Here is a 26,200-nt window from a genome sequence, read left to right as displayed (position 1 = left end):
TGGCAAGATGAATCCAGAGTAAAAGAGTGACAGGTGTTGCTCTTTTTCCTGGATGAATGCTTGATTTGCTTAGAGGTAATAGCCATGAAATGAAATGGAGGGAAACCCTTTTGATCGATGTAAATAGATTCGAAAGCATGCAAATAGGTTTGGCTTCTCCCGAAAAAATCAGAAGCTGGTCTTACGGGGAAGTAAAGAAACCAGAGACGATTAACTATCGTACGTTAAAACCTGAACGAGAAGGGTTATTTGATGAGCGTATTTTCGGACCAAGCAAAGATTGGGAATGTGCTTGTGGAAAATACAAACGTATCCGCTATAAAGGAATTGTTTGTGACCGTTGTGGCGTGGAAGTCACACGTTCAAAAGTTCGTCGTGAACGAATGGGTCATATCGAATTAGCCGCACCAGTTTCTCATATTTGGTACTTTAAAGGGATTCCGTCACGGATGGGTCTTGTATTAGATATGAGTCCTCGTGCACTAGAAGAAATTATCTACTTTGCTTCTTATGTAGTAATTGAACCTGGAAATACAAGCTTAGAGAAAAAACAATTATTAACCGAGCGTGAATATCGTGAAAAACGTGAACAATACGGTCAAGAATTCAGCGCTGCAATGGGTGCCGAAGCGGTTAAACAATTGCTTGATAACATTGACTTAGAAAAAGAAGTCGTTGTTTTAAAAGAAGAATTAAAAACTGCTTCAGGACAAAAACGGACACGTGCGATTCGTCGTCTAGACATTATGGAAGCATTCCGTGCGTCAGGCAATCAACCAAGTTGGATGGTAATGGATGTTATTCCCGTTATCCCGCCTGATTTACGTCCGATGGTTCAATTAGAAGGGGGTCGTTTTGCGGCTTCTGACTTAAATGATTTATACCGTCGTGTGATTAACCGTAATAACCGTCTGAAACGTTTACTTGATTTAAACGCACCAAATATTATCGTGCAAAACGAAAAACGGATGTTACAAGAAGCGGTTGACGCCTTAATTGATAACGGTCGTCGTGGCCGTCCAGTAACTGGTCCAGGAAATCGTCCACTAAAATCTCTTTCTCACATGTTGAAAGGGAAACAAGGTCGTTTCCGTCAAAACTTACTTGGAAAACGGGTCGATTATTCTGGCCGTTCCGTAATCGTTGTTGGACCATTCTTAAAAATGTATCAATGTGGATTACCAAAAGAGATGGCGTTAGAACTCTTTAAACCATTTGTGATGCATCAATTAGTGAAACGTGAAATTGCATCAAATATCAAAAACGCGAAACGTAAAATTGAGCGTCAAGAAGATGAAGTATGGGATGTTTTAGAAGATGTGATTCGTGAGCATCCAGTTTTACTAAACCGGGCACCTACGTTACACAGACTGGGAATCCAAGCTTTTGAACCGGTTTTAGTTGAAGGACGCGCGATTCGTTTGCACCCATTAGTGTGTGAAGCGTATAATGCCGACTTTGATGGAGACCAAATGGCGGTTCACGTACCATTGAATGAAGAAGCCCAAGCAGAAGCAAGAATGTTAATGCTTGCCGCACAAAACATTTTAAATCCAAAAGATGGTAAACCAGTTGTTACACCATCTCAAGATATGGTACTTGGAAACTACTACTTAACCATGGAAGAAGATGGCCGTGAAGGTGAAGGAATGATCTTCCGTAACATGGATGAAGCCGTAACTGCATGGCAAAATGGCTATGTTCATTTACATTCACGTGTAGCGGTTGATCCAAACCAATTAGGTGAAAAACCATTTACGCCGGAGCAAAAAGAAAAATTAATGGTGACAACAGTTGGGAAGATTATTTTCAACTCCATTATGCCATCTGAGTTCCCTTATTTAAATGAACCAACGGACTTTAACTTAACCGTTCAAACGCCGGATAAATATTTTGTACCAGCAGGAACAGATATTCCAGCGTTCATTCAAGAACAACCACTTGTTGGACCGTTCAAAAAGAAAAACTTAGGAAACGTGATTGCGGAAGTCTTTAAACGTTATAAAGTAACGGAAACGTCTCGCATGCTTGACCGAATGAAAGATTTAGGTTATAAACATTCAACAAGTGCGGGTATTACCGTAGGGATTGCCGATATCATGGTTCTTGAAGAGAAACATCACTTGATTGATGTCGCTCATAAACAAGTTGATAATATTACAAAACAATTCCGTCGTGGTTTAATTACCGATGATGAGCGTTATGAACGAGTAATCGCCATCTGGAATAGCACGAAAGACGAAATCCAGTTACGATTAATGGAAACATTAGATATGAAAAATCCAATCTTCATGATGTCAGACTCTGGTGCCCGTGGTAATATTTCCAACTTTACCCAACTTGCGGGGATGCGTGGTTTGATGGCCGCTCCGAGTGGTAAAATCATGGAATTACCGATTGTTTCGAACTTCCGTGAAGGGTTAACCGTCTTAGAAATGTTTATTTCAACCCATGGTGCTCGTAAAGGAATGACCGATACAGCCTTGAAAACAGCCGATTCTGGTTACTTAACTCGTCGTTTAGTTGACGTGGCACAAGATGTTATCATTCGTGAAGACGATTGTGGTACCGATGCTGGTTTAGAAGTTTATGCAATCCGTGAAGGCAACGAAATTATTGAAGCCTTAGAAGAACGTTTAATCGGTCGTTATGCTCGTAAATCTGTGATTCATCCAGAAACAGGTGCAGTGATGGTTGCAAGCAATCAACTAATTACCGAAGATCTTGCGCGTCAAATCGTGGATGCAGGGATTGAACGAGTTACCATTCGCTCTGTCTTTACATGTAATACAAAACATGGTGTATGTAAACACTGTTATGGTCGTAACTTAGCAACTGGTAATGAAGTGGAAGTAGGAGAAGCAGTTGGAACAATTGCCGCTCAATCCATCGGTGAACCAGGTACTCAGTTAACGATGCGTACCTTCCATACAGGTGGGGTTGCCGGGGATGATATTACCCAAGGTTTACCTCGTATTCAAGAAATCTTTGAAGCCCGTAATCCAAAAGGACAAGCAGTGGTTTCTGAAGTTACCGGAGAAATTATTGATATTTCTGAAGATGCGGCAACACGTGTCAAAGAAGTAACGATTAAAGGTGAAACAGATACACGGACATACCAAGTACCATTTACCGCTCGCATGAAAGTCGCAGAAGGTGACTTAATCGATCGTGGTGCACCACTTACAGAAGGTTCAATTGAGCCAAAACACTTACTCCAAGTATGTGACGTGTTGACCGTTGAAAATTACTTGTTACGTGAAGTTCAACGCGTTTACCGGATGCAAGGGGTAGAAATTGGCGATAAACATATCGAAGTAATGGTTCGTCAAATGTTACGTAAAGTTCGAGTAATGGATCCAGGTGATACAGATATCTTACCAGGAACGTTAATGGACATTGCAGACTTTAAAGATCGTAACTACGAAGCGATTATTTCAGGTCGTACACCAGCGACTTCTCGTCCGGTGTTACTCGGAATTACGAAAGCTTCCCTCGAAACCAATAGTTTCTTATCAGCTGCTTCCTTCCAAGAAACAACACGTGTCTTAACAGATGCTGCGATTCGTGGTAAGAAAGATCACTTATTAGGACTGAAAGAAAACGTCATTATTGGTAAGATTATTCCAGCAGGTACGGGTATGCCTCGTTACCGTAATATGGAACCAAAAGAAGTGACCGTTGCAAGCAAAAATGTCTATAGCATTTCAGACATTGAAGCACAAATGGCAGCAGAAGATGCTGCAGAAGCACTAAAAAACGATTAATCAATAGAATCTTTCGTTGAGAGAAAGTCTGACAGGAAGCGATTTTTGTCAGACTTTTTTTTGAGGATTTAACATTGATGAAGGCACAAAGGGACATCTTAAAATAAGGAGAATTGATTTTGAAAATACAGTATTTAGGAACCGGTGCAGCAGAACGGGTCCCAGCTATCTTTTGTCAATGCGAGCTTTGTCAGTATGCACGCATTCAAGGTGGGAAAGAAATTCGGACACAGATGCAAACGGTTATTGATGACGGGAAGCTACTCATTGATTTTCCAGGAGATAGTTACTTACATCAACTGCAACATCACATCGATTTTAATGAGTTAGAATATTTATTGCTGACGCATTGGCATAGTGATCATTTTTACGCAGAAGACTTAGCGCTCAGAATGACGGGCTATGGCCAGCAGTTGGATAAGGTGCTGCATGTTTATGGGAGTGCTTATGTCAAACAGTTTTACGATCGCGCCTTTAAGCTGGAGGGACGCTTTGATGAAAGTCGTCTCGTGTACCATACGCTGCGTGCGTATCAAGAAGTCGAAATCGGCCACTATCGCATTTATCCCATTCCCGCCCAACATGGGAATTTTGAAGAAGATTGTTTGATCTTTGCAATTCAACACCAAGAGGAAAATAAAGCACTCTTTTATGTTCATGATTCAGGGATACCGAACACCCGTGATTTGTTATTTTTATCCAATAAGGGACTGATATTTGATCTTGTTTCCTTAGATTGTACCGGACAAGGGCAAGAAAATAGTGGTGCTGCGCATATGTCGTTGCAACAAAATCTGATTCTCATTGAGAAAATGAAAACTTTCAATTTAGTGCATGACGAAACGCGTTATGTCGCGAGTCATTTTTCACATAATGGCGGATTGACGTATGAAGCAATGAAGGCCATGAGTGAAGTTCATGGTATTGTCACGAGTTATGATGGCATGGTTATCGAATATTAAAAAAATGAGCCTCTCTTTGACAAAACGTCGAAGAGGGGCTCTATTTTTAGGCTTGCGTCACGATTTCATAGTTGACGGCCGCGCCGATTAAATTCGCATTGTTTTGGAAGGTACATGCTTTGACAAGTGGCATTGCCCCAGGTACTAAGTTCGCTTCTAGTAATGTTGCTAGGCGCATGCGAATCGCTTCTGTTACGTCAGGTCGGGCAGAAATTCCCCCACCAATAATAATCATTTCGGGATCAATCGAAACTTGAAGGTTATAGAGGGCTTCTGCTAAATGATCATACATCCCATTTAACGACACCATCGCTGCAACATCGCCGGCATCCGCTAAGTCAAAAAGTTCTTTCCCGGAAATAGTGGTGCCTTTTTCTTTCGAAAAGCGAGCTGCTGTATTGACAGCTGTTCCGTTCGTACTTAAAGACTGTCCATTGGCATTCATCACTAATCCAAATTCGCCACCGAAGAGATGTGCCCCTTTGTAAAGTTGGCCATTAATGAAAATCGCGCCACCGACCCCAGTACCAATGACGACAAAAATCGCATGTTGGACCCCTTGACCAGCGCCTAGTTTCATTTCACAAATTCCCGCACAATTGGCATCATTTTCAATTGTAATCGGATAACCTAACGCGGCTTCAAGTTCATCGAAAATCGGTCGTTGATGTAAATACTCGACGGCACTGATTCCGTCGATTCGTCGGTCTTTTACGTTTACCGCGCCTGGTGAACTGATAGCCACGCCTTCAATTTCGTCACCAAAATGAGCGATTACCGCTTTCATTTCGTCTTGCATCGCGGTCAGTGTTTCGGGTGTTTTAAATTGACCGGTTTCACTTAACGTTTGATTTTCCCATTTTCCATATTTTACTGCTGACCCACCAATATCAAAAACTGCTAATGTCATTGTTTATCCCTCGTTTGTTTTATTATTAAAAGACTCACTTCATCGTTTATCATAGCAAGAAACGCCCGAGAATGAAATTGTTTTCTTAAGCATTTGTCCAAAAAATAGAAAGGGGATACACACTCTTCATCCATGAGACGAAAAAGAATGAGAAATCGTTCGAAAATCCTAGAATTTAAGACAATTGTAGTGTTTTCATCGCCTTTTCTGAAAATATATGCTAAACTACAACAGTTGAAATGAATTGAGCGATAGACCAACTGTCTATCGCTTTTTACATCGTTGATGGAGAGACTCTCTCCAACGTGTTGTGTAAATAGAAAGGAATAACTATGTTAAATTTAATTAATATTACCCACCAATTTGCGGATAAATTGTTGTATGAAGAACTGAATTTGCAAATTAATAAAGGCGAACACGTCGGCCTGATTGGACAAAATGGTACAGGAAAATCGACCTTAATCAAAATTATTACCGGCGAACTCTTACCTGATGACGGGCGCGTCGAATTTCCTAAAAGTAGTCACTTGGGCTATTTAGATCAATATGTGCGGGTTGATGAGCAATTGTCGATTTACGATTTTTTAAAAACAGCTTTTCAAAAAGACTTAGACGTCGAGGAACAAATTACGGCGTATTATACGGCCTATGCGACAGAGATGGATGAGCGCCTATTAGAAAAAGCGGGACGCCTTCAAACCCAGTTAGATCAAGGCGATTTTTATCAAATGGATACGTTAATTCAAGAAATGGCGACGGGTCTCGGATTACAAGTTTTGGGACTGGATACGTTACTGAAAGAATTAAGTGGGGGGCAGCGGTCCAAAGTCATTTTAGCGAAATTACTTTTAGAAAAACCGGACGTCTTAGTCCTCGATGAACCGACGAATCATCTTGATGATACCCATGTTGCTTGGTTAACCAATTTCTTGCAGGGATTTAGTGGAACGTATTTAGTCGTATCGCATGACCGTGATTTTTTAAATCAAATTACCACGCATATAGCGGATATTGAATTTGGGAAATTAACCAAATATACAGGCAATCTTGAGAAGGCCTTGAAACAAAAAGAAGCCAATCGTGAAGCCTATATGAAGCAGTATGAAAATCAGAAAAAACACATTGAAAAAACCGAAGCGTATATTCGAAAATACAAAGCCGGATCACGCTCGACGATGGCGAAAAGTCGCGAGAAACAACTCGATAAAATCGATCGATTAACGCCGCCAAGTGGTGCCGCAAGACCTTCCTATCAGTTTCCGTATCAAGGCATTATTTCGACATTGGCACTGACGACCGATCATTTAGTGATTGGCTACGATCGTCCCTTGTTAAAACCGATTCAATTAACGATTCGCTATGGTGAAAAAATTGCGTTCCGCGGGTTTAACGGTATTGGGAAATCGACCTTACTTAAAACCTTGATTGGTGAAATTCCGGCGATTGATGGTGAGTTTCATCTCCCAGCAAATACGAAAATCAATTATTTCTCACAAGAACTCGTGTGGCAATATCCTTTGGAAACACCGCTACAATATTTAGGGAATCTCTTTCCAAAAGCCACGAATAAAGAATTACGACGTCATCTTTCACTCGCTGGCTTAGTCAATCAGCTCGCACAAGAGCCAATCAAAGATTTGAGTGGTGGGGAGCAAACGAAAGTCAAACTCGCGCAAATGACCATGACACCTGGGAATTTTTTGATTTTGGATGAACCAACGAACCACATTGATCAAGAAGCCAAAGAAAGTTTACGAGAGAGCCTCGCAAACTATGAAGGCACTGTTATTGTCGTTTCTCACGAACAAGACTTCTATGAGGACTTTGTGGATCGGATCATTGAAATGGAAGGATAAGCGGACGATGAACGAACAATTTGAGGCATTACATTTACGAGTGGTCGAGTTACCGATTGAGTTCACGCAATCAGGTCCTCTTTATGGCGCGTACCTACGAGAGCTCCCTTTTATTACGGCCCAAGCTAATACGAAGCAACAAGTATACCGTCAACTGTTAGAGCAATATCAAGCCTACGCACAAACGCAACAGACAAAAGAAGAGGAAGAGGTAGAAATGACTTCTTCTTTACTGAATTACGAAGATCTGTTGAAGTATTATGATGGTGAGACATTTGATGGATTTGAATGGCATGAAAAATAAAAAATAAAGAGACTCCAATGAACATTTTCATTAGAGTCTCTTTATTTTTGAATCACAATAGATATTGAACAATCAGTAGGACAATTCCCAGGAGCGTGAAACTTAAGCCACCATAAAAAGTGATTTGACGATACGGTAAAGTATGCCATATTGAAGGCTTGTCTTGTTGCAATCGCGTAGTACGAGACGGAATCACTTCTTCATTGGTTTCAAAATCAAAGAAATGCTCTTCTTGAGGAAAATCTTCTGTTTCTTTTTTGGGGATAAAGAAACTCATGATGAAAATAAGAATACCGATTAAAATGACACCGATAGCTAAAATAGTAAGTTGGGTTATTTCAACCGCATTCATTAATAATTTGACGAAAGGATTATCCTCAATTTCTTCTTCAAATTCAGACAGAGCTGACGTATAGGCGATGCTGACAGGTATAAGGGTTTCTGAAATAGATGCTAAGGGGGATGCTAAAACAATTTGGTCTTCTTTTAATTCAAAAGTAACCGTGCTGTCTTTTCGGACAACGCCTTTGAGTACGTCGGTTGTCACAACAAGTTCTTCTTGAATCTCGTGTGTACCCGCTGGGAGTAATTGGCGGTATTCATATTGTGCAAAGGCATTTTCAATGAGTGTTTGCCCGATGAGAGGAAGCGGACTGCTTCCTTGTTCGGTGACAGATTCTTGATTGACGCCAATGATGACGGTAATCAGTGACAGGCCATTTTGTTTGGTTGTAAGGATAGCCGAGGTTTCAGTGAGTAGCGCGTCGTCTACAATCAATCCGTTGGTCCCTTTGATGGCGTGTTCTTGACCGACAATAAACGGATTATTTGTCTCAAAAGTTTCTTCCAGATAAGTGTCAGCTTGCAGGGTCAAACTGGCTAATTGGCTAATGTCAAAGATGCTTGGATATTTTTGCGCTAAGTGATACGTTAGTAAAGCAAAGTCTTTTGGTGTGGATTGACTATTCTCGTTAATTGTCATAGGAATCCACGCTTCGTAACCTTGGATATCCTCTACAGAAAGACCACTAGGACTCGTGAAGCTCGTGTTTGAAAGGCCTAAGGTTTCTGCTGTTTGATTCATCTTTAAAACGAAAGCATCGGGCGTTTGGCTGATGAACTCCGCTAGTAAAAAACTAGCGCCGACAGAATTCGTCAGCTGAACGAGTTCAACGAGTTCGCGCACAGAATAAGTAGTACCACTGACTAAATTATTTCCAGGGAGTCCGGGAATCTGGGCTAGCATTTGCATGGAATCACTAACGGTTATCGTATCCTCCCAAGTGAGGACGCCTTGTTCAATGGCTTCGTACGTGAGGTATAGCGTCATCACGTGGGATAAAAACCTTGGATTAATCGCTTCGTCGCTATTTTCGTCCCAAAGGATTTGCCCATTTGTCGCCTCGATGATGACGCTGGCGCTCGGTAATCCTTCCTGGGCGAGAGTTTGTTGTTGCTCTGAAAGCAATAGACGTAAGTCATCGTTCGCATCAACGACTGGAATAAACGTGAAATAACTAAAAAGGAGCAAAACACTGGTGCATAACCATTTATGTAATCGATTCAATCCTTCATTCCTCCTATTCGTAACACATGGATAGTTCTATTTTACCACCCACAAAAAGAAACAGGAACCGCTTTTTTACGATTCCTGTTTTTCGCTTGTTTTTGTGGTGTTTTTTTCCATGTAATGACGCCAATCTCCTGTAGCAAGCAAGATGCGATGTTGCTCAAAAGTGGGATCGTGCTCGACAGCGTAACGATAAACATACGCTGTCAATGGACGATCATAAGACTGGGTCGTCTCGTTCCATCCATAAACGGTTGTTTTTTCGCGATGATATTCGTTTGGGACGCCTTGGTTAAAGCCTTCTAGTTGATCTAACACTTGGATATCTTGTTCAAAATCAAGGAGTTCAAAGACTTCACCGTAAACCCACTGGGAGCCAGGCAGGAGAGCGGGATAGCCTTTTGTATCGAGATGATACAATTCGCCTTTCATCCTGGCTTTTTGTGGTTTTTCTTTGATGCGATCTTTTAAGTACAACTCGTAGTTAAAAAAGTTTTCCATTAAACTTCCGTAAGTGAATAGCGGAAGTGTCTTGCTGAGTTCATGATTCATCTTAGTGTGTCGTTCCTTCAATCGTTTTTAAGTCTTCTTTATCTTGGAATAAGACAATCGCTTCAATCGCTTTTTCCAAGCTCTTCGTAATATCCACTAAACTCATAAACGGTTGATTGGGTTTATCAACGACTTGTTCAGCAATGAAAGGAACATGGATAAAGCCGCCTTTTACGCCGGGAAAAGACTTGTCAATTAGATAGAGCACTTGGTACATAATGTGGTTGCAGACGAAAACGCCGGCACTGTTCGATAAACTCGCAGGTAGCCCCGCATCTTTAATGTGTTTCACCATCGCTTTGATGGGTAATTGGCTAAAGTAAGCCGGTGCACCGTCAGCTTGGATCGTGACATCGATTGGTTGATTGCCTTCGTTATCAGGGATACGGGCGTCATCGATATTGATCGCTACTCGTTCAGGTGTGACACTAAAACGTCCGCCCGCTTGACCAATACTTAAGACTACGTCAGGTTGCATGTCTTCCATGGCAGCTTTTACGACATCCGCTGCTTTTCCAAAGACTGTTGGAATTTCTAACTTAATAATTTGAGCGCCGGCAATGGTATCTGGTAAAGCTTTAACCGCTTCTAAAGCGGGGTTAATTGGCTCGCCTCCAAAGGGATCGAAACCTGTAACTAAAATTTTCATCTTCATTTTCCTTTCTAAATGGGATTAAAATGCTAAGAAATACATTAAAGCAATGTGAATGACTAATAAAATACCAGCTGTCGGTGCTTGGGCTTTGATCACACCGTTCGGATCTTTCATCTCTAACAAAGCGACAGGCAAGGCATTAAAGTTTGCAGCCATTGGTGTGACTAACGTTCCACAAAAACCAGCCGTCATCGCGAGGGTTCCGGCAATGACGGGATCGCCACCTTGGGCAATCACAAACGGAATCCCAATACCTGCTGTAATCACGGTAAAAGCGGCGAAGGCATTTCCCATAATCATCGTGAATAGCGCCATGCCGACACAATAAGCGACGACACCGATGAATCGATTACCTTCAGGAATGAAACCGGAAATCGCATTGGAAATCACGTCTCCCACGCCTGCAACGGTGAACACAACGCCTAGTGCGGCTAATAATTGGGGTAAGATCCCGACTGTTCCAACGGCTTGAATCATCCGATCGGTATCATCTAATACCGTTTTTGGTGAAGCTTTTGTTAAAAAGACAGCAACCAGTAACGCGACGACAGAGGCAATGCCAATCCCAACTTGACCTTCGAGTGGTGTATAGGAAATCCCTACTGCGACTGCAGCTAATGCGACTGCAGGGAAGAAAATCCAACTGCCAATCCGCTGCGCTCCAGCTTGTCCTTCTTCTTCAGTGATCGTCGCTGTTTTACCGACTTTGACTTGTTTGAATAAAGTTAAGGCACCCATAATCGTTAATAATACGCCAGAAATCAAGAATGGAATGTAATTTCCAGCAGCGAAAATGATTCCTAATAGTAACCAAAAAAGACTTGTTCCAATTCGTGCGGGATTCGTTTGATCCTTAAACGTTCGAACGGCCGTCATCATGAGTAATAAGCCAATCAGAATGTAGAAAAACTCAAGAATTAGATTAATGGTTTCTGTCATGATTTTTGTCCTCCTTTTGATGATTTTTTTCCATATTTACGATCCATTTTAAGATCAAATAGGAAGTTATCGATCGCGATGAGGACGAAGCTAATGCCTGCGATAATTAGCGCGACTAAGACGATTGACGTTGCTTGGACCTCATAACCTAACGAAGTCAAGGTTCCGCTAATTAGCAAGACACCTGCTGAAGCAGCAAACGTATTTTGTGCAAAGAAGTTCGCAAAGTTTTCATTCGCAGCGGACTTAGCCTTAATGATTTCTTCGTCAGCTTCTGAAATCTTGCCGTAACGCGCATTCGCTGCTGCTTGTGCCATAGGATTGACAATCGGGCGAACAAATTGCGGTTGCGCTGAAAGACGAATACCGAAGAGTCCAGCTAATTGACGAATCAGTGCGTACAACGTAATAAAACGACCCGTCGTTAACCCCTTCATTTTTTCAATCAAAATAACCGCTTGTTGACGCAAACCAAATCGCTCTGAAATGCCAATCATCGGTAACGTTAGCAAGAAAATCGTCACGATGCGATTTTTGACAAAAGCTTCCCCTAAAAGGGTGAAAAATTCTGTGATGGAAATCCCAGAAACAAGCGCCGTAGTGAAGGCGGCAATAATAACGACAGCAATCGTATCAAACTTAAAAATAAAGCCGACAAGAATAATTAAGATACCAATCAATTTAATCCATTCCATCTGTTTTCTCTCCTTTAATCATATTTTTTTATTCAAGAAAAGTATACGAAAAAATAACAAAAAAAGATATCTTAAACGCTTTAAAAGGCATGGATTATCAGCTTTTTCTTGCTAAAGTCTTTGAATTTTTTCATTTTTTCACTAATTGAAGCGTATCCAGAGAACTAGCCAGTCAGAAAAAATAATGTTAAGATAATCACAAATGTAATCGAAGGAGCGAATAAAAAAATGGAAGTAAACATTACTTGTACAACAGAATTAGTTCATGGGGGCTGTAATGCGTGTGCAATCACACCGTCTACGAGTTATTTAATTACCTTTGATCGCGCAACCTCAGGTATTCCTCTAGATACGCTAGATGTCGAATCGTTAGTCATGGCGGTGGCATTAAAAAATGGCTTTCGCCAAGAATTGATCCTGGATTTTGGAGATGAAGTGATTCTTTTTAAACGCGCAATGGCGATGGTGACGATGAAAGAAGAGTACGGTCAAATTACCTATGAATACCAAGGGAAAGTTCATCCAGTGAGACAAGTTAACGCTACACCTGAAGCGATTTTCGAGGAAACCAATCATATTTTAACCACTCTTTTTCAAATCGAGCCCGTCACATTTACGATGGAAGAAGTCGAAGCTTAAAATACGTTCAAAAGTAGTATACGAGGATGCCATTCCTATGTAAAAATGCTAAGATAGGTTTGAGGTGAGAAAATGATTCGAAAATACCGCAAAAATGGTCAACTTTACCTGCTCATTAGCTTCGTGATGATGGGCATATTATTTTATAGTTCTTCGCAAACCTATGAGCAACAATCGCAAATTGGGTTACTATCAAACCTTTTAAAGAATGAGCCTTTTAAAGCGCAGTTGTCCGGCGTTTCTTTTATTTATGCTGGTAGTGAAGTGAGTATTGAAAAAAGTGGGTACTTTTCTTTCATCGAATTTTTTATTCGTAAAGGTGCACATTTTGGGACGTACTTGATTTTAGGAAGTAGTTTTTTTCTAGGATTAATCCCCCGAATGAAAAACTTCTTGTTAGTCGCATTTTTTAGCTGGCTATCGGCAACGGGCTATGCGGCACTGGATGAATTTCATCAAATGTTAACGGGTGGACGAACGCCGCTCTTTCAAGACGTCATCCTAGATTCTCTAGGAGCCTTAACTGGGGTCTTGATTTGTTGGCTCGTTCTTGGAATCAAAGAAAAGCGAATCATATAAAGGAGGAGTTTGTTGATGGCAGGCCATAGTAAATGGAAAAATATTCAAGGGCGTAAAAACGCACAGGATGCCAAACGCGGGAAAATTTTTCAAAAACTTTCGCGCGAAATTTTTATTGCTGCAAAAAATGGTGGTGAGGATGTCGCGACAAATCCAGCGTTACGCTTGGCGGTTGATAAGGCACGCGCAGCCAATATGCCAAATGATAATGTCGAACGGGCAATCAAAAAAGCCACGAGTTCAACGGATGGCGCAAATTATGCTGAAATCACGTATGAAGGCTATGGTCCCGGGGGCGTGGCTATTCTGGTTGAAACACTGACGGATAATCGTAATCGCACGGCGACTAATGTTCGAGTGGCGTTTAATAAAAATGGCGGGAGCTTAGGTGAGACCGGTTCGGTTAACTACTTATTTGATCGCAAAGGCTATATTGCGATTGAAAGAGCGCATAGTTCTTTAACGGAAGAAGAGCTCTTTGAAAAAGTCTTAGATCTAGGGGCTGAAGACTTTGTGGCTTCCGAAGAAGGGTTTGAAATCTATAGCGCACCGGAAAATTTTGTAGCGTTGCGTGATGCCTTAGAGCAAGAAATGACATTAGCGCGGGCCGAATTAGCGATGATTCCTCAAACGACAATCGCTTTAAGCGATGACCAACAGCGACAATTAGACCAGTTAATCGAAAAATTAGAAGATGATGATGATGTTACCGAAGTGTATACCTCTGTGGAAGTATCCTAGCTTACACGCAGGTATATCGGAGCAAACAAGTATCATTTGAACCAAAAAAAGCAGGAGCATTTTTTGCCCCTGCTTTTTTTAGTTGGTTGTATAACTTTTAGTGTGGATGACTGAGATTCGTATCATTGTTCAACACTATTTCTGGGTATATTATTTTTAGTGTCGATGGATACATCGCTATATTATTTTCTTTTATCATTTCTTTCATTTTTGACAAAATAAGCATCAAAAAGAGAATAGGCACTAGCGGACCGGAGAAAAATGCCTTGTGTCAGCTGCGTCAAAAGACGAAATGTGAATTACTCTAGGTTCGTGCTTGAGCACTTACCTAGAGTTTGAAGCTTTCGAGCTGAGAGTCACGCGGAGGCCTGATACTGTATCCGTCACTCGCTTTGCTCGAACGGCTTCAGCAACCTAGGCTCGAAGCGGTCTCGCTGCTTCCACCACAAGGTAATTTTTCGTAGGGTAGCGCGAGATTCCATCAACACTATTTGCCGAAGAGCCTTTTTATTTGATTCTCCTGAGTGACTTGTCAGATAAAGGCTTTCGGGTGAGTCAACGTGGGTATTAAAAAACGAGTACCGGTGTACCGACTTCAACCATTTCATAAAGTTCTTTCATCACGCCAGGAGGAGTGTTGATACAGCCGTGTGAGCCAACCGTTTTCCAAAGTTCGCCACCATATGCGGGTTGCCAATCAGAATCGTGAATGCCAACGCCTGTCCAATCAATTGGTAACCAATAATCTACAGGAGAAGCATATTTACTCCCATCATCGTTAACACCTCGTAATACTTCATCACGCGCTTTATTCCAGACATAAAAAATACCTGCTGGAGTCAACGTAGTCGGTTTACCCGTTACGATATCTGTTTCTAGCATGACTTTACCGTCTTTGTAGTACCACATATGTTGATTGACCATATCAATTTCAATATAAGTAGCACCAAAGAGTGGACTACCTGCATTCGCACTCCCTTGGGCAATTGGTGAACGCGTAAAGGCTTCTCCGGCTAAAATATCAGCCATCAGTGCATCGGTTTCGCTATCAGGAGCGATCGTCCAACTAAGGGAACCTGCTGGAACACTGACTTCCCCACGTAACGTACTATTGAAGTTCGAAGGATTGGTACTAGTGTTGTAATCTGCCCCTAGTTGCGTGACGTATTGGTAGACTTTCTCTCGGTCTAACGTGACGTCCCCTTCTTGATAAATAATCCAATCTTCAATCAACTCTGACGGAATTTGGAAAGAAACCCCATTAATCACATAGGTCGCTTCGACGGTGGCGATGCGTGTAATTTGGGCTAACTCTTCTTTTAACGCCGGATCGTCTGCTGTGACACTTGGTTTTTCGACAAACTCATTCAATTCAAGGGTTGAATTTCCTGAAAGAAGTTGCTCTTTGGCAGCTGTCAGCGCTTTTGCGACATCAATCGTTTCTCCTTGGACTTCTGGGGTAATCGAAAAACCGTCTTCTCCTCGAGTCAAGGTTGCATCTTTCGTTGGGGTTAACGTTTGATTCCACTTGGTTAGGTCAGCTTCTAATTGAGCGTAGCGTTCGTCTAGTTGTTTTTCATCGAATGCTGCCTCGCCTAAATCAAGGGTTTCCTTACCACTAACCATCCGTCCTCCCCAAGACCAAGGGTTTTGTTCGTCTAATAATTGAGTCAATTCCTCCGAAAAATCGGTGTGCAGACCAAATTCTGTTTTTTTAATCGATTGCCACTCTTGATCGTTCACTAAAAGCGTAAAAGAGAGATCATCATAGGTTTTATTTAGTTTTTGATTCACTTCATCAGCCGTCAAACGACTCACATTGAGGTCGCCGATATAAGTATTTGGTAAAAATTGCGTTTGATAAGTGTTTGCTTGGTAGGCATAACCTAAACCTGCGAGCACTATCAGACCTAGAGATAGGCCCAGACCGATAATCAGCGGACGCTTTTTGGAGACATCCTTATGTGAACGGCGCTTTGAATGAGACATTTAGTAAATCAGCTCCATTTTTTGTTTATAGTATACCAATTTATCTTATCATATCCCGGAATGAAAGAGAAATTAGAAAACACGAGTCTAAGGAAAAGTTAAGGATTCAGTTAAATGGGCAATAAAATCCCCCTTCAAAAAACAATCATGTTTTTGAAGGGGGATTCGTAAGATTAATTTTTTAACCAAAAACTAAGGTGACTATGCTTGGTTTTCTAAAGCATCTTCTTCTTCAAGTTTCGCAAATGCGGCATTTAAAATCTCTTTTAACTGACTTGCAGAAGCGGTCATGCGGTCTTGTTCTCCATCAGTTAAGGGGATTTCAATGACTTGTTTGATTCCTTGCGCATTGATAATCGCAGGTGAACCAATATAAATATCGTCGAGGCCATACTCGCCATCAACATAAACAGAAAGTGGAAGAACAGCATTTTCGTTATCTAAAATCGCTTGGGTAATACGCGCGAGTGACACGGCAATTCCGTAAAAAGTGGCGCCTTTCTTTTCAATAATGTCGTAGGCTGCATCGCGAACGCTAAAGAATAAGTTTACCATCGCTTCTTCATCAATTTCTGGATGGGCCATGACCCAATCGTAAATAGGCAGACCCGCCACATTGGCATGAGACCAAACTGGGAATTCAGAGTCGCCATGTTCACCTAAAATGTAGGCATGTACATTTCGTGCATCGACTTCTAAGAGATCACTCAATGCTTGACGGAAACGAGCGCTATCAAGTGACGTACCAGAACCAATGACTTTTTCTTTTGGAAAACCAGAAAACTTCCACGTCGAATAAGTCAGAATATCAACGGGATTAGACGCTACAAGGAAAATACCATTAAAACCTGAAGCTACAATTTCTTTTACAACAGCACGGTTAATTTTTAAGTTTTTATGAACGAGATCTAAGCGGGTCTCACCAGGTTTTTGGGCAGCACCAGCAGTAATCACGACAATATCAGCATCATGAGCATCGGAGTAGTCTGCAGCATAGATTTTTTTAGGAGAAGTAAAAGCAAGGGCATGAGAGAGATCCATCGCATCGCCTTGGGCTTTTGCACGATTAATATCAATAATTCCGATTTCTTGGGCGATATTTTGAGCAACTAACGCAAAGGCATAGCTTGAACCAACGGCACCATCACCGACTAGAATAATTTTTTGGTTATCTGTATTTCCATTTGTCTCTGTCATAACTTTATCAACCTTCCTGGTTATTAGTTTGATTCACCTTTATGCTATCATTTGAGCGCCTATTTGTCATCTACTATCCAATGAAAGTCGGATGATTTTCGGCGGAGTGTTCGCTTTAGCGTTCAATCAATGAAAAAGAGTGACTGAATGTAAAATTTTATCAAATTAACAGTCAATGTGAGGGGAATATCGCTTGTCTATGGTATAATTATTATGTTTGTAAAATGGAACACAGAATAAAGTGAGTAACGACCATGAATGAAGGTGCGAAAAAGAGTGAAAATCCTTTTCCAGCTTCCCCTTTTGCGTTGCTCTCCTTTTTAGAATAAATCGTAATGAGGTCGATAAAGATGAAAATGATTGTTGGACTAGGCAATCCAGGTAAGAAATATGAACAAACAAAACACAATGTCGGATTCCGTGTCGTTGATGCATTAGCCAAGGAATATGAAGCTACTTTTCAAAAAAATCCGTTTGAAGCCCAAGTGGCGACATTTTTTTTAAACGGTGAAAAGATTATTCTTGTCAAACCGCAAACATATATGAATGATTCGGGTCGTGCGGTGGGCCCCTTAATGACGTATTTAGGTGTTGAATTGACGGAGTTAGTCGTGGTGTATGATGATTTAGATTTAGCTTTAGGAAAAATTCGGTTGCGTCAAAAAGGAAGCGCTGGCGGCCATAATGGGATGAAGAGCTTAATTTCGCATTTAGGCAGTCAAACGTTTAATCGGATTAAAATCGGCATTGATCGTCCAACAAAAGGGCAAACAGTCGTCAATCACGTCTTGAGTCCATTTAGAAAAGAAGAAGAAACATTGATTGAACAAAGCTTAGATAAAAGTGTCAATGCCTTGATAGATTATTTGAGGGGACAAGATTTTCTAGCTACGATGAATCGTTTTAACTAGTGAGGAGTAGAAATGAATATAATCAATATTGTCAATAAAAATCCGTTGTTTGCTCAGTGGCAACAACAGTTGAAAGAAGGCACTCCACGGCAATTGCTCACAGGCTTGTCTGGTTCCGCGAAAACGTTAGCGATTGCTGGTGCCTATCGTCAGTTAGACCAACCGATTTTGGTGGTAACGGCGAACTTGTTTTACGCGTATCAATTAGCAGAAGATTTACGAAATGTAGAAGAAGAAGTCTATGTTTTTCCGGTGAACGAAGTGATTTCGGCGGAGATGGCTTTTTCCTCTCCAGAAGCCAAAGCGGAGCGCATTACGACACTTAATGCGATTGCTGCCGGTAAACGCGGGATTTATATTATCCCGGCTGCTGGTATTCGTAAATTTTTACCGGATAAAAAAACGTGGAAAAGTCATCAATTTCATTGGAAAATTGGGAGTGAGATTGACCGTGAAGGATTGGCGCAAGCACTTGTTTTAATGGGATATGAACGACAAGGAATGATTGGCAAGCCAGGGGAGTTTAGTCTTCGTGGAAGTATTATCGATATTTATCCGTTAGATACCCAATATCCTGTGCGTGTGGAGTTATTTGATACCGAGATTGATTCGCTACGCTACTTTGATGCTGAGACGCAGCGCTCAGTTGAAACGATCGAAGCGATACAAATTTCACCAACGAGTGATTTGGTTTTTTCAAAAAAAGATTTAGAAGCGGGGCAACAACGAGTCGCTGAAAAATTAACGAAACGCTTAGCCGTCACCCAAGACCGTGGACAACAACAAATTCTGACTGATCGTTTTGCGCAACTAACGACTTCTTGGCAAGCAGGAATTCCAGGCGAAGAAGCCTTTTTATACACAGATTTATTGTATCAAACGAAGCAGACAATCATTGATTATTTCCCGTCAACAACGTTGCTAATGGTCGATGATTATCCTCGGATTATGGAAACTAATCGGGAAATGATTCGTGAAGAAGCCGAGTGGCAAACCCAAAAAATCGCGGACTTGGTTGTTTTTTCGGATCAAGTGTTCGGCGGCGATTTGCAGCATCTTTTAAGCAACACAGCCTTTCCGACGACTTATTTCTCACTCTTTCAAAAAGGGATGGGGAACTTACGCTTTCAAGTCGTTCATCCGTTCCAGTATCGCCCCATGCAACAATTTTTTGGGCAAATGGGCTTACTGAAAACAGAGGTCGATCGCTGGGAGAAACAACAAAAAACAGTCATTTTTCTAGTGAGTGATCATGAACGGGCACAGCGCTTAGAAGCGCAATTTCGCGAACATCAAATTTATGCGGTTGAGACATCTGGTGACCGTATTTTTACAGGACGCACACAAATTGTCCAAGGAGCTTTGCAAGCGGGATTTGAACTACCACAAGATCAACTCGTTATCGTGACGGAGAAAGAAATCTTCCAAAAAGTGACGAAAAAACGGGCACGGCGTCAAACAATCTCGAATGCGGAACGACTAAAAAGTTATAATGAGTTAAAACCTGGCGATTTTGTCGTTCATGTGAACCATGGGATTGGAAAGTATTTAGGAATGGAAACGATTGAAATTGATGGTGTTCACCAAGATTACATCACGATTTTATATCAAAATGAAGACAAACTCTTTATTCCTGTAACCCAGTTAAATCTGGTTCAAAAATATGTGGCATCCGAGTCCAAGCAACCGAAAGTGAACAAACTTGGTGGAAATGAATGGGCGAAAACCAAGCGCAAAGTAGCCACTAAAATTGAAGATATTGCCGATGACCTGATTGCACTCTATGCAAAACGTGAAGCGGAAAAAGGGTATGCGTTTGCTCGTGATGATGCCTATCAAAAAGAATTTGAAGATGCCTTTCCTTATGGCGAAACGGAAGATCAACTGCGCAGCACCGCTGAAATTAAACGAGACATGGAAAACGCGAAGCCGATGGATCGTTTATTAGTAGGAGATGTCGGTTTTGGGAAGACGGAAGTGGCCTTACGCGCAGCTTTCAAAGCGATTAAAGAAAATAAACAGGTGGCTTTTTTAGTGCCAACGACGATTTTAGCGCAACAACACTATGATACGATGTTAAGTCGTTTCGAGAATTTTCCCGTCGAAATCGATATGTTAAGTCGTTTTCGAACGAAAAAACAACAAGAAGAAACAATGGAAAAAATTCGTAAAGGTCAAGTCGATATTGTCGTGGGAACGCACCGGATTTTGTCAAAAGACGTCGAATTTGCTGACTTGGGCTTATTGATTGTCGATGAGGAGCAACGTTTTGGGGTGAAACATAAAGAGCGCTTAAAACAATTGCGTTCTCAAGTAGACGTTCTAACGTTAACGGCGACGCCAATTCCGCGGACCTTACATATGTCGATGCTCGGTGTCAGAGATTTATCCGTGATTGAAACGCCACCGTTGAATCGTTATCCGATTCAAACATACGTGATGGAAACCAATCCAGGTGCGATTCGAGAAGCCATCTTGCGCGAAATGTCGCGCGAAGGCCAAGTCTTTTATCTCTACAATCGCGTCGCAACGATTGAGCAAAAAGTAGCAGAATTACAAGAGCTCGTACCGGAAGCTCGTATTGGCTACGCGCATGGTCAAATGACTGAAATTCAGTTAGAAAACACGCTATTTGATTTCATCGAAGGACAATACGATGTGCTCGTCTCAACGACCATTATTGAAACGGGTGTCGATATTCCGAACGCGAATACACTCTTTGTTGAAGATGCCGATTACATGGGACTTGCGACCTTGTACCAATTACGCGGTCGAGTGGGACGAAGTAATCGCGTGGCGTATGCTTACTTCATGTATCAACAACAAAAAATCTTAACAGAAGTCAGCGAAAAACGGCTCCAAGCCATCAAAGACTTTACGGAACTTGGATCGGGTTTTAAAATTGCGATGCGAGATTTGTCGATTCGAGGTGCGGGGAATTTACTAGGTGCGCAGCAACACGGCTTCATTGATTCGGTCGGATTTGATTTATACTCTCAGATGTTGACGGAAGCTGTCCAACGTAAACAAGGAAAAAATACGCAAACGGAAAAAACATCCGTTGAAATTGATTTAGGAATTGATGCCTACTTACCAACGACGTATATTGAAGACGAGCGTCAAAAAATTGAAATCTATAAACGGATTCGAGAACTTGAAACCATCGATATGCTTGATGAACTACAAGATGACTTAATGGACCGCTTTGGGGAGTATCCAGATGAGGTCGCGCATCTTCTAGCGGTTGGAGAATTAAAAATGAATGGCGATCGGGCGTTGCTTGAGCGCATTCGCAAACAAGAGCAACTGATCACGGTCGTCTTGAGTAAAGTGGGCACCAAAGCGTATACTGTGGAGCAACTCTTTAAATCATTAGGCCATACGAAATTAAAAGCGACACTAGGCGTTGAAAAAGAACAAATGCACTTGAAGCTTACAATTCCTAACGGGATGAAAACAATGGTCTGGTTACATGAAGTACAAAGCTTTGTCGCTGATTTACGCAAAGAGAGATACCAAACAATGAAAGAAAAAACGACACAATAATCGGAGATGCTGGAGGATAGGATGAAAAAGCAGCCATTAAAATCAATGATGCACGGCGCATTTGTCTTAACGATAGCGGCCTTTATAGCGAAAATTTTAAGCGCCGTTTATCGTGTCCCCTTACAAAATCTCGTGGGGGACGAAGGATTTTATGTTTACCAACAGGTCTATCCTCTTTATGGGATTGCCATGACTTTGGCGCTGACGGGCTTACCGCAATTCATTGCCAAGTATGTCGCAGAACAAGAAGCGACACCAGATCAGTCGACGCAGTTGCAACAACTCGCGAGTTTTGTGACGCGACTGAGCCTGTTATTGTGGGCGCTGATTTTCTTCTTTAGTCAACCGATTGCGACACTCATGGGGGATGGCGCCTTAGGACCAAGTATTCGGGTCGCTTCCTTGACCTTCTTACTCATTCCGCCTTTAGCGATGTATCGTGGCTGGCTTCAAGGAAACTTGATCTTAGTCCCAACGGCGATTTCTCAAGTCGCCGAACAATTTATCCGAGTTGGCATTATTTTGGTCGCGGCAATGAGTTTTCGTCGACTCGATTGGAATATTTATCAAGTCAGTCAAGTTGCGATGATTGGGTCATTTATCGGAGGTATCGTAGCGTGTGTCATTTTATTTCGTTATTATCGACGGGCCAATCCTCAACAGACCAATCACCTGAGTGCGCTCTTTACTCAAAAGACGGAAAAAACCTGGCGTCGTCGCTTCTTTATCGAAGGAGGATTTGTCTCCATCTACAGTGGATACTTAATCTTGTTACAATTGATTGATTCTTTTTTACTTGTCAACATCTTAGAAAAAAGAGGCTTAAGCCCACTTGACGCTCGGATTGAAAAAGGCGTTTTTGATCGTGGCCAACCATTAGTACAATTAGGATTAGTGGTAGCATTAGCCTTGGGGACTAGTTTTGTTCCGATGTTAACGCGCTATTTAAAAGAAAAAAATACGTCCGAATTTCTTTTTTCCGCGCGCCTCTATTTACGTCTGACGACAACGATTGGTCTAGCGGCCTCTGTCGGCTTAGCGTTAGTGATGCCGTATATGAATTATACGTTGTTTAAAGATCGAGCCGGCAATGATGTCTTGCGTGTTTTTGTGTTCTCTGTCGGTTTGATGGCCATCGTTCATGGCTATCAAAGTATTGCGCAAAGTCAAAACCATTTTCGGAAAGCATTAAAGGCTGCGGCTTTTGGCTTACTCGCTAAACTCATTTTCACGCCTTTACTGGTGTATTTTTTAGGAACAATGGGCGCCAGTCTAGCCATGTTGCTTGCATTAAGTGTCGTATTGATGGCGTTGGTTCAGCAAGAACAGCCGGGCATTAATGCCTTTTGGCGGGAAGATCATTTTGGTCTTCGCTTGCTTTTAGCCCTTGCCGTCATGAGTATGAGTATTTTGCTGGTCTATGGGGGATTAACCTTCCTCTTTGGTGGTGTACTGCATCGCCGAACAGCGCTACTTCGGACGTTAGTCGGTGTTTTTGTCGGTATCGTTAGTTTTGGTCTATCATTAGTGTATTTAAAAGTGTTTACGATAGAAGAGTGGGCAGTGATTCCTTTTGGGAAAAAAATCGTACAGAAAGTTGGAAGAAAACATGAGACTTGATAAATTTTTGAAAATTTCACGGATTATTAAACGACGTTCGGTTGCCAAAGAAGTGGCGGATAAAGGCCGTATCCAGATCAACGGGAAACTAGCGAAGTCGAGTACGTCGATTAAAGTCGGCGATCAAATGCAAATTCAGTTTGGGAATCGAATCGTCTTATACGAAATTAAAGAATTACACGAATCAACGAAAAAAGAGGATGCAGCACAAATGTATGTCATCCTTTCTGAGACAAAACAAGAAGATTTTGCATAAATTAGGTTAGACAAGCCTTTAGTATGTTGGTATAATGAAACAGACAATCATGATTGGAGGTCCAGTATGAGTCAAGAAGAGCAAACGAACTTACAATTTTTAGATAATGAATACGCCCAGCAACATTATGCTGTTCAAGCGAAAAAACGCCGGGAGATTATTTTTCGTCGTCGCCGTTTAGCGGTCTTCTTCAGTCTTGCGGCTGTCATCTTTGTGAGCATAGGTATTTCGCTTTATAATGACTCTTTACGTCTCCAAAATCTAGAGCGTTATAAGGAAGAAACGATTGCCGAGCAACAAGCAATCAAAGAAAACAAAGCAGCTTTAGAAAAAGAAGTTGCCTTATTGCAAGATGAAGATTATGTGGCAAAAATTGCACGTGAACGTTTCTTGTATTCGAAAGAAGGAGAACTCGTATTTCCTTTGCCAGGTACGGAAGCAGACACGGCGAAAGAGTAAAGATGTGAATCGCTACAAAATATTTTGTAGTTGAAGAATAAATAAAAGGTTCAGAATATTAGGAGGAACATAGGTTTTATGTCAATCGAAGTTGGAGCGAAATTAAAAGGAAAAGTATCAGGGATTACAAATTTTGGTGCGTTTATTGATTTGGGAGCAGGTAAAACAGGTTTAGTTCATATTAGTGAAGTGTCAAACGGCTTTGTAAAAGATATTAATGAAGTGTTAAAAGTCAAAGATGAAGTAACAGTAGTAGTGACAACGGTTGGAAACGATGGCAAAATTGGTCTGTCAATCCGTAAGGCACAAGATAACCCGCCAGAAGAGAAACGTGAATTCCCTAAAAAAGAATTTCAACGTCCTCAAGCCAAAAAACCATACGTTAAAAATCAAAATCAGAATCAAAATACGAATAACCCAGGAAAAGACGACTTCGATTCATTGATGAGTTCATTCTTAAAAGACAGTGATGACCGCTTATCAACATTACGTCGTAGCACAGAAGGTAAGCGCGGAGGCCGTGGCGGTCGCCGCAACTAATCAAAATCAGAATAAACAGGTGGCAGTCAATGAAGATTGATGAATCAGGCCTCCTGTTTTTTCTGTATTCGTGTAAAATATCAGTCAATTCTTTGTATAGAAAGGTCGTGTCGCGGATATGTTGGTGGAAAAAGTGAGAAAGCTCGCGCTTGAACAGGCTTTATGGCAACCAAATACGCGAATCTTAATTGCGGTCTCAACAGGCGTCGATTCAATGGTTCTTTTAGACCTAATGGAACAATTAAAAAAAACAGGCGTCGAAATTGGCGTCGCGCACATCAATCACCACTTTCGCGAGCAATCACAAGAAGAGGAAGCTTTTCTCGCGGACTATTGCCGAGAGCATCAACTTCCTTTTTACTGTGAACAGTTGACCGTTACCCTCATTTCAAATGTGGAAGCACAAGCTAGAGACTTTCGTTATGCATTTTTTGAGAAAATAATGAAAGAACAACAGTATGACGTCTTACTGACAGCGCACCACAGTGATGATCAAACTGAAACGATGTTAATGAAAATGATTCGAACCGGAGAATTATTTGCCAGCCAAGGAATTTTACTCAATCAATCTTTTGGTCCAGGGAGATTGGTACGACCTTTGTTATATCAGTCTAAAAGTGAATTGTTAGACTATGCACATCAACACCAACTTCGATATTTTGAAGATGAAACGAATGCAACGCTGGAGTATCAACGAAATCGACTGCGCCATCAAGTCTTGCCGCTCTTTAAAGAAGAAAATCCTCAAGTTCTGGCTCATTTTCAACAACTTTCTGAGCAAATTCAATTAGTGGAAAGCTGGGTCAACCAAGCACAAGCACAATGGGAAAAAGAAGCAATGCTGATCACGTCACAGAGACTCACGATTGACTTAGCTTGGTATAAGAAGCGCTCGGAAGTCGAACAAACGTTTTTTCTAGCAGATGTGGGAAAAAAAGCGCAGCAGCTCTTTGACTTGCCGATTTCAAAGAAACAACTAAAGCAAGTTGAAAAACTGTTAAAAACGACGAATTCCCAGTGGACACTCGATTTAGTCGCTGATTGGCAAGTTGTTCGACGCTATGAAAAACTCCTATTACAAAAAAGAGAGCAGACTGGTGCTATTGCCAAAGCGCAAACACTCATCCTTGGCGAAGGGGTCTTCCTATCGGAGAAAGAATGGCTTGGTCTATTTTTACCAGGAGAAGAGAAAATTCTAGAAAAAGTCAAAGATTGGTCAGAGTTTCGCCAAGAAGTCGTGCTAGAATCAGTTAAAGGATTGACTGTTTGCAAACGTCAAGCGGGGGATCGGATTTCTTTAACGCCCTACTTGACGAAGAAGATATCGCGTTATTTTATCGATCAAAAAATACCCATGAATCAAAGAGAATCTTCATGGGTACTCAAGGATGAAAATAAAAAAGTTTTGGCGATACTTCCTTTTGTGCTTTCCTATTTGAGTATTGGGAAAGAAACTGATAAAATACACTACGTACTTCTTTTTAAATACCAGAAGTAAAGATTGGAAGGAGAT

Annotated in this window: 22 protein-coding genes; 14 read left to right on the top strand and 8 right to left on the bottom strand. The window is 41.4% G+C overall.

Annotated elements, in window-relative coordinates:
- Positions 1–110: 110 nt before the first annotated feature.
- Both rpoC and IGI68_RS04350 read left to right on the top strand, forming a co-directional pair.
- On the top strand, positions 111–3,767 hold the full coding sequence (rpoC, locus tag IGI68_RS04355; protein ID WP_438730807.1) for a DNA-directed RNA polymerase subunit beta': 3,657 nt from the start codon (positions 111–113) through the stop codon (positions 3,765–3,767).
- A gap of 119 nt (positions 3,768–3,886) precedes the next feature.
- A complete protein-coding gene (locus IGI68_RS04350) occupies positions 3,887–4,729 on the top strand; it encodes an MBL fold metallo-hydrolase (protein WP_071874598.1) in 843 nt (280 codons plus the stop codon).
- Between the two features lie 46 nt (positions 4,730–4,775).
- Here IGI68_RS04350 and IGI68_RS04345 read toward each other — a convergent pair whose 3' ends face one another.
- A complete protein-coding gene (locus IGI68_RS04345) occupies positions 4,776–5,639 on the bottom strand; it encodes an ROK family protein (protein WP_438730804.1) in 864 nt (287 codons plus the stop codon).
- Between the two features lie 332 nt (positions 5,640–5,971).
- Between IGI68_RS04345 and IGI68_RS04340 the strand changes: the two genes are divergently transcribed.
- Positions 5,972–7,495, top strand: coding sequence for an ABC-F family ATP-binding cassette domain-containing protein (locus tag IGI68_RS04340; RefSeq protein WP_438730801.1), 1,524 nt, complete (start codon positions 5,972–5,974; stop codon positions 7,493–7,495).
- A gap of 7 nt (positions 7,496–7,502) precedes the next feature.
- Complete coding sequence (locus IGI68_RS04335) at positions 7,503–7,799, top strand: hypothetical protein (protein WP_071874601.1); 297 nt, start codon at positions 7,503–7,505, stop codon at positions 7,797–7,799.
- Between the two features lie 52 nt (positions 7,800–7,851).
- Here IGI68_RS04335 and IGI68_RS04330 read toward each other — a convergent pair whose 3' ends face one another.
- From IGI68_RS04330 to IGI68_RS04310, 5 genes are all read right to left on the bottom strand, one after another.
- Positions 7,852–9,366: a D-alanyl-D-alanine carboxypeptidase family protein gene (locus IGI68_RS04330; protein ID WP_438730797.1), complete on the bottom strand. Its 1,515-nt coding sequence runs from the start codon at positions 9,364–9,366 to the stop codon at positions 7,852–7,854.
- 75 nt (positions 9,367–9,441) lie between these two features.
- Positions 9,442–9,921 (bottom strand): gamma-glutamylcyclotransferase, encoded by a 480-nt coding sequence (locus IGI68_RS04325; protein WP_273231243.1) that lies wholly within the window; start codon positions 9,919–9,921, stop codon positions 9,442–9,444.
- A 1-nt stretch (position 9,922) separates the two neighbouring features.
- Entirely contained in the window at positions 9,923–10,570 is a 648-nt protein-coding gene (gene pcp, locus IGI68_RS04320) for a pyroglutamyl-peptidase I (RefSeq protein ID WP_071874604.1), read from the bottom strand.
- 24 nt (positions 10,571–10,594) lie between these two features.
- Positions 10,595–11,515, bottom strand: coding sequence for a DUF979 domain-containing protein (locus tag IGI68_RS04315; RefSeq protein WP_438730792.1), 921 nt, complete (start codon positions 11,513–11,515; stop codon positions 10,595–10,597).
- Entirely contained in the window at positions 11,512–12,210 is a 699-nt protein-coding gene (locus IGI68_RS04310; protein WP_071874606.1) for a DUF969 domain-containing protein, read from the bottom strand. The genes IGI68_RS04315 and IGI68_RS04310 overlap by 4 nt, the downstream gene beginning before the upstream one ends.
- Before the next feature lie 228 nt (positions 12,211–12,438).
- Between IGI68_RS04310 and IGI68_RS04305 the strand changes: the two genes are divergently transcribed.
- The 3 genes from IGI68_RS04305 to IGI68_RS04295 all read left to right on the top strand — a co-directional run bounded on the left by IGI68_RS04305 (position 12,439) and on the right by IGI68_RS04295 (position 14,169).
- Complete coding sequence (locus tag IGI68_RS04305) at positions 12,439–12,849, top strand: DUF4809 family protein (protein ID WP_071874607.1); 411 nt, start codon at positions 12,439–12,441, stop codon at positions 12,847–12,849.
- A 75-nt stretch (positions 12,850–12,924) separates the two neighbouring features.
- Positions 12,925–13,428 carry a VanZ family protein gene (locus IGI68_RS04300; RefSeq protein ID WP_273231255.1) on the top strand — a complete coding sequence of 168 codons (504 nt, stop codon included), beginning with the start codon at positions 12,925–12,927 and terminating at the stop codon, positions 13,426–13,428.
- 15 nt (positions 13,429–13,443) lie between these two features.
- The gene (locus IGI68_RS04295; protein ID WP_438730789.1) at positions 13,444–14,169 is read left to right on the top strand and encodes a YebC/PmpR family DNA-binding transcriptional regulator; all 726 of its coding nucleotides are present in this window, start codon (positions 13,444–13,446) and stop codon (positions 14,167–14,169) included.
- A gap of 567 nt (positions 14,170–14,736) precedes the next feature.
- Here the strand turns inward: IGI68_RS04295 and IGI68_RS04290 are convergent.
- Positions 14,737–16,158: a L,D-transpeptidase family protein gene (locus IGI68_RS04290; protein ID WP_438730786.1), complete on the bottom strand. Its 1,422-nt coding sequence runs from the start codon at positions 16,156–16,158 to the stop codon at positions 14,737–14,739.
- Positions 16,159–16,359: 201 nt separating this feature from the next.
- Positions 16,360–17,355, bottom strand: a complete 996-nt coding sequence (locus tag IGI68_RS04285; RefSeq protein WP_071874611.1) for an L-lactate dehydrogenase — start codon at positions 17,353–17,355, stop codon at positions 16,360–16,362.
- Between the two features lie 350 nt (positions 17,356–17,705).
- Between IGI68_RS04285 and pth the strand changes: the two genes are divergently transcribed.
- The 7 genes from pth to tilS all read left to right on the top strand — a co-directional run bounded on the left by pth (position 17,706) and on the right by tilS (position 26,185).
- Complete coding sequence (pth, locus tag IGI68_RS04280) at positions 17,706–18,266, top strand: aminoacyl-tRNA hydrolase (protein WP_071874612.1); 561 nt, start codon at positions 17,706–17,708, stop codon at positions 18,264–18,266.
- A 12-nt stretch (positions 18,267–18,278) separates the two neighbouring features.
- Positions 18,279–21,812, top strand: a complete 3,534-nt coding sequence (mfd, locus tag IGI68_RS04275; protein ID WP_438730781.1) for a transcription-repair coupling factor — start codon at positions 18,279–18,281, stop codon at positions 21,810–21,812.
- Positions 21,813–21,833: 21 nt separating this feature from the next.
- Positions 21,834–23,432, top strand: coding sequence for a putative polysaccharide biosynthesis protein (locus IGI68_RS04270; RefSeq protein ID WP_438730778.1), 1,599 nt, complete (start codon positions 21,834–21,836; stop codon positions 23,430–23,432).
- Entirely contained in the window at positions 23,422–23,688 is a 267-nt protein-coding gene (locus IGI68_RS04265) for an RNA-binding S4 domain-containing protein (RefSeq protein WP_071874615.1), read from the top strand. The genes IGI68_RS04270 and IGI68_RS04265 overlap by 11 nt, the downstream gene beginning before the upstream one ends.
- A 66-nt stretch (positions 23,689–23,754) precedes the next feature.
- Positions 23,755–24,147, top strand: coding sequence for a septum formation initiator family protein (locus tag IGI68_RS04260; protein ID WP_273232096.1), 393 nt, complete (start codon positions 23,755–23,757; stop codon positions 24,145–24,147).
- Positions 24,148–24,225: 78 nt separating this feature from the next.
- Positions 24,226–24,687: a S1 domain-containing RNA-binding protein gene (locus tag IGI68_RS04255; protein WP_071874617.1), complete on the top strand. Its 462-nt coding sequence runs from the start codon at positions 24,226–24,228 to the stop codon at positions 24,685–24,687.
- A 124-nt stretch (positions 24,688–24,811) separates the two neighbouring features.
- Positions 24,812–26,185, top strand: coding sequence for a tRNA lysidine(34) synthetase TilS (tilS, locus tag IGI68_RS04250; protein ID WP_438730773.1), 1,374 nt, complete (start codon positions 24,812–24,814; stop codon positions 26,183–26,185).
- Positions 26,186–26,200 lie beyond the last annotated feature (15 nt).

Origin of the sequence: Enterococcus sp. DIV1314a (genome assembly GCF_051713805.1) — a bacterium.
Lineage (GTDB): Bacteria > Bacillota > Bacilli > Lactobacillales > Enterococcaceae > Enterococcus_I > Enterococcus_I aquimarinus.
This window is presented reverse-complemented; position numbering and strand designations above follow the sequence as displayed.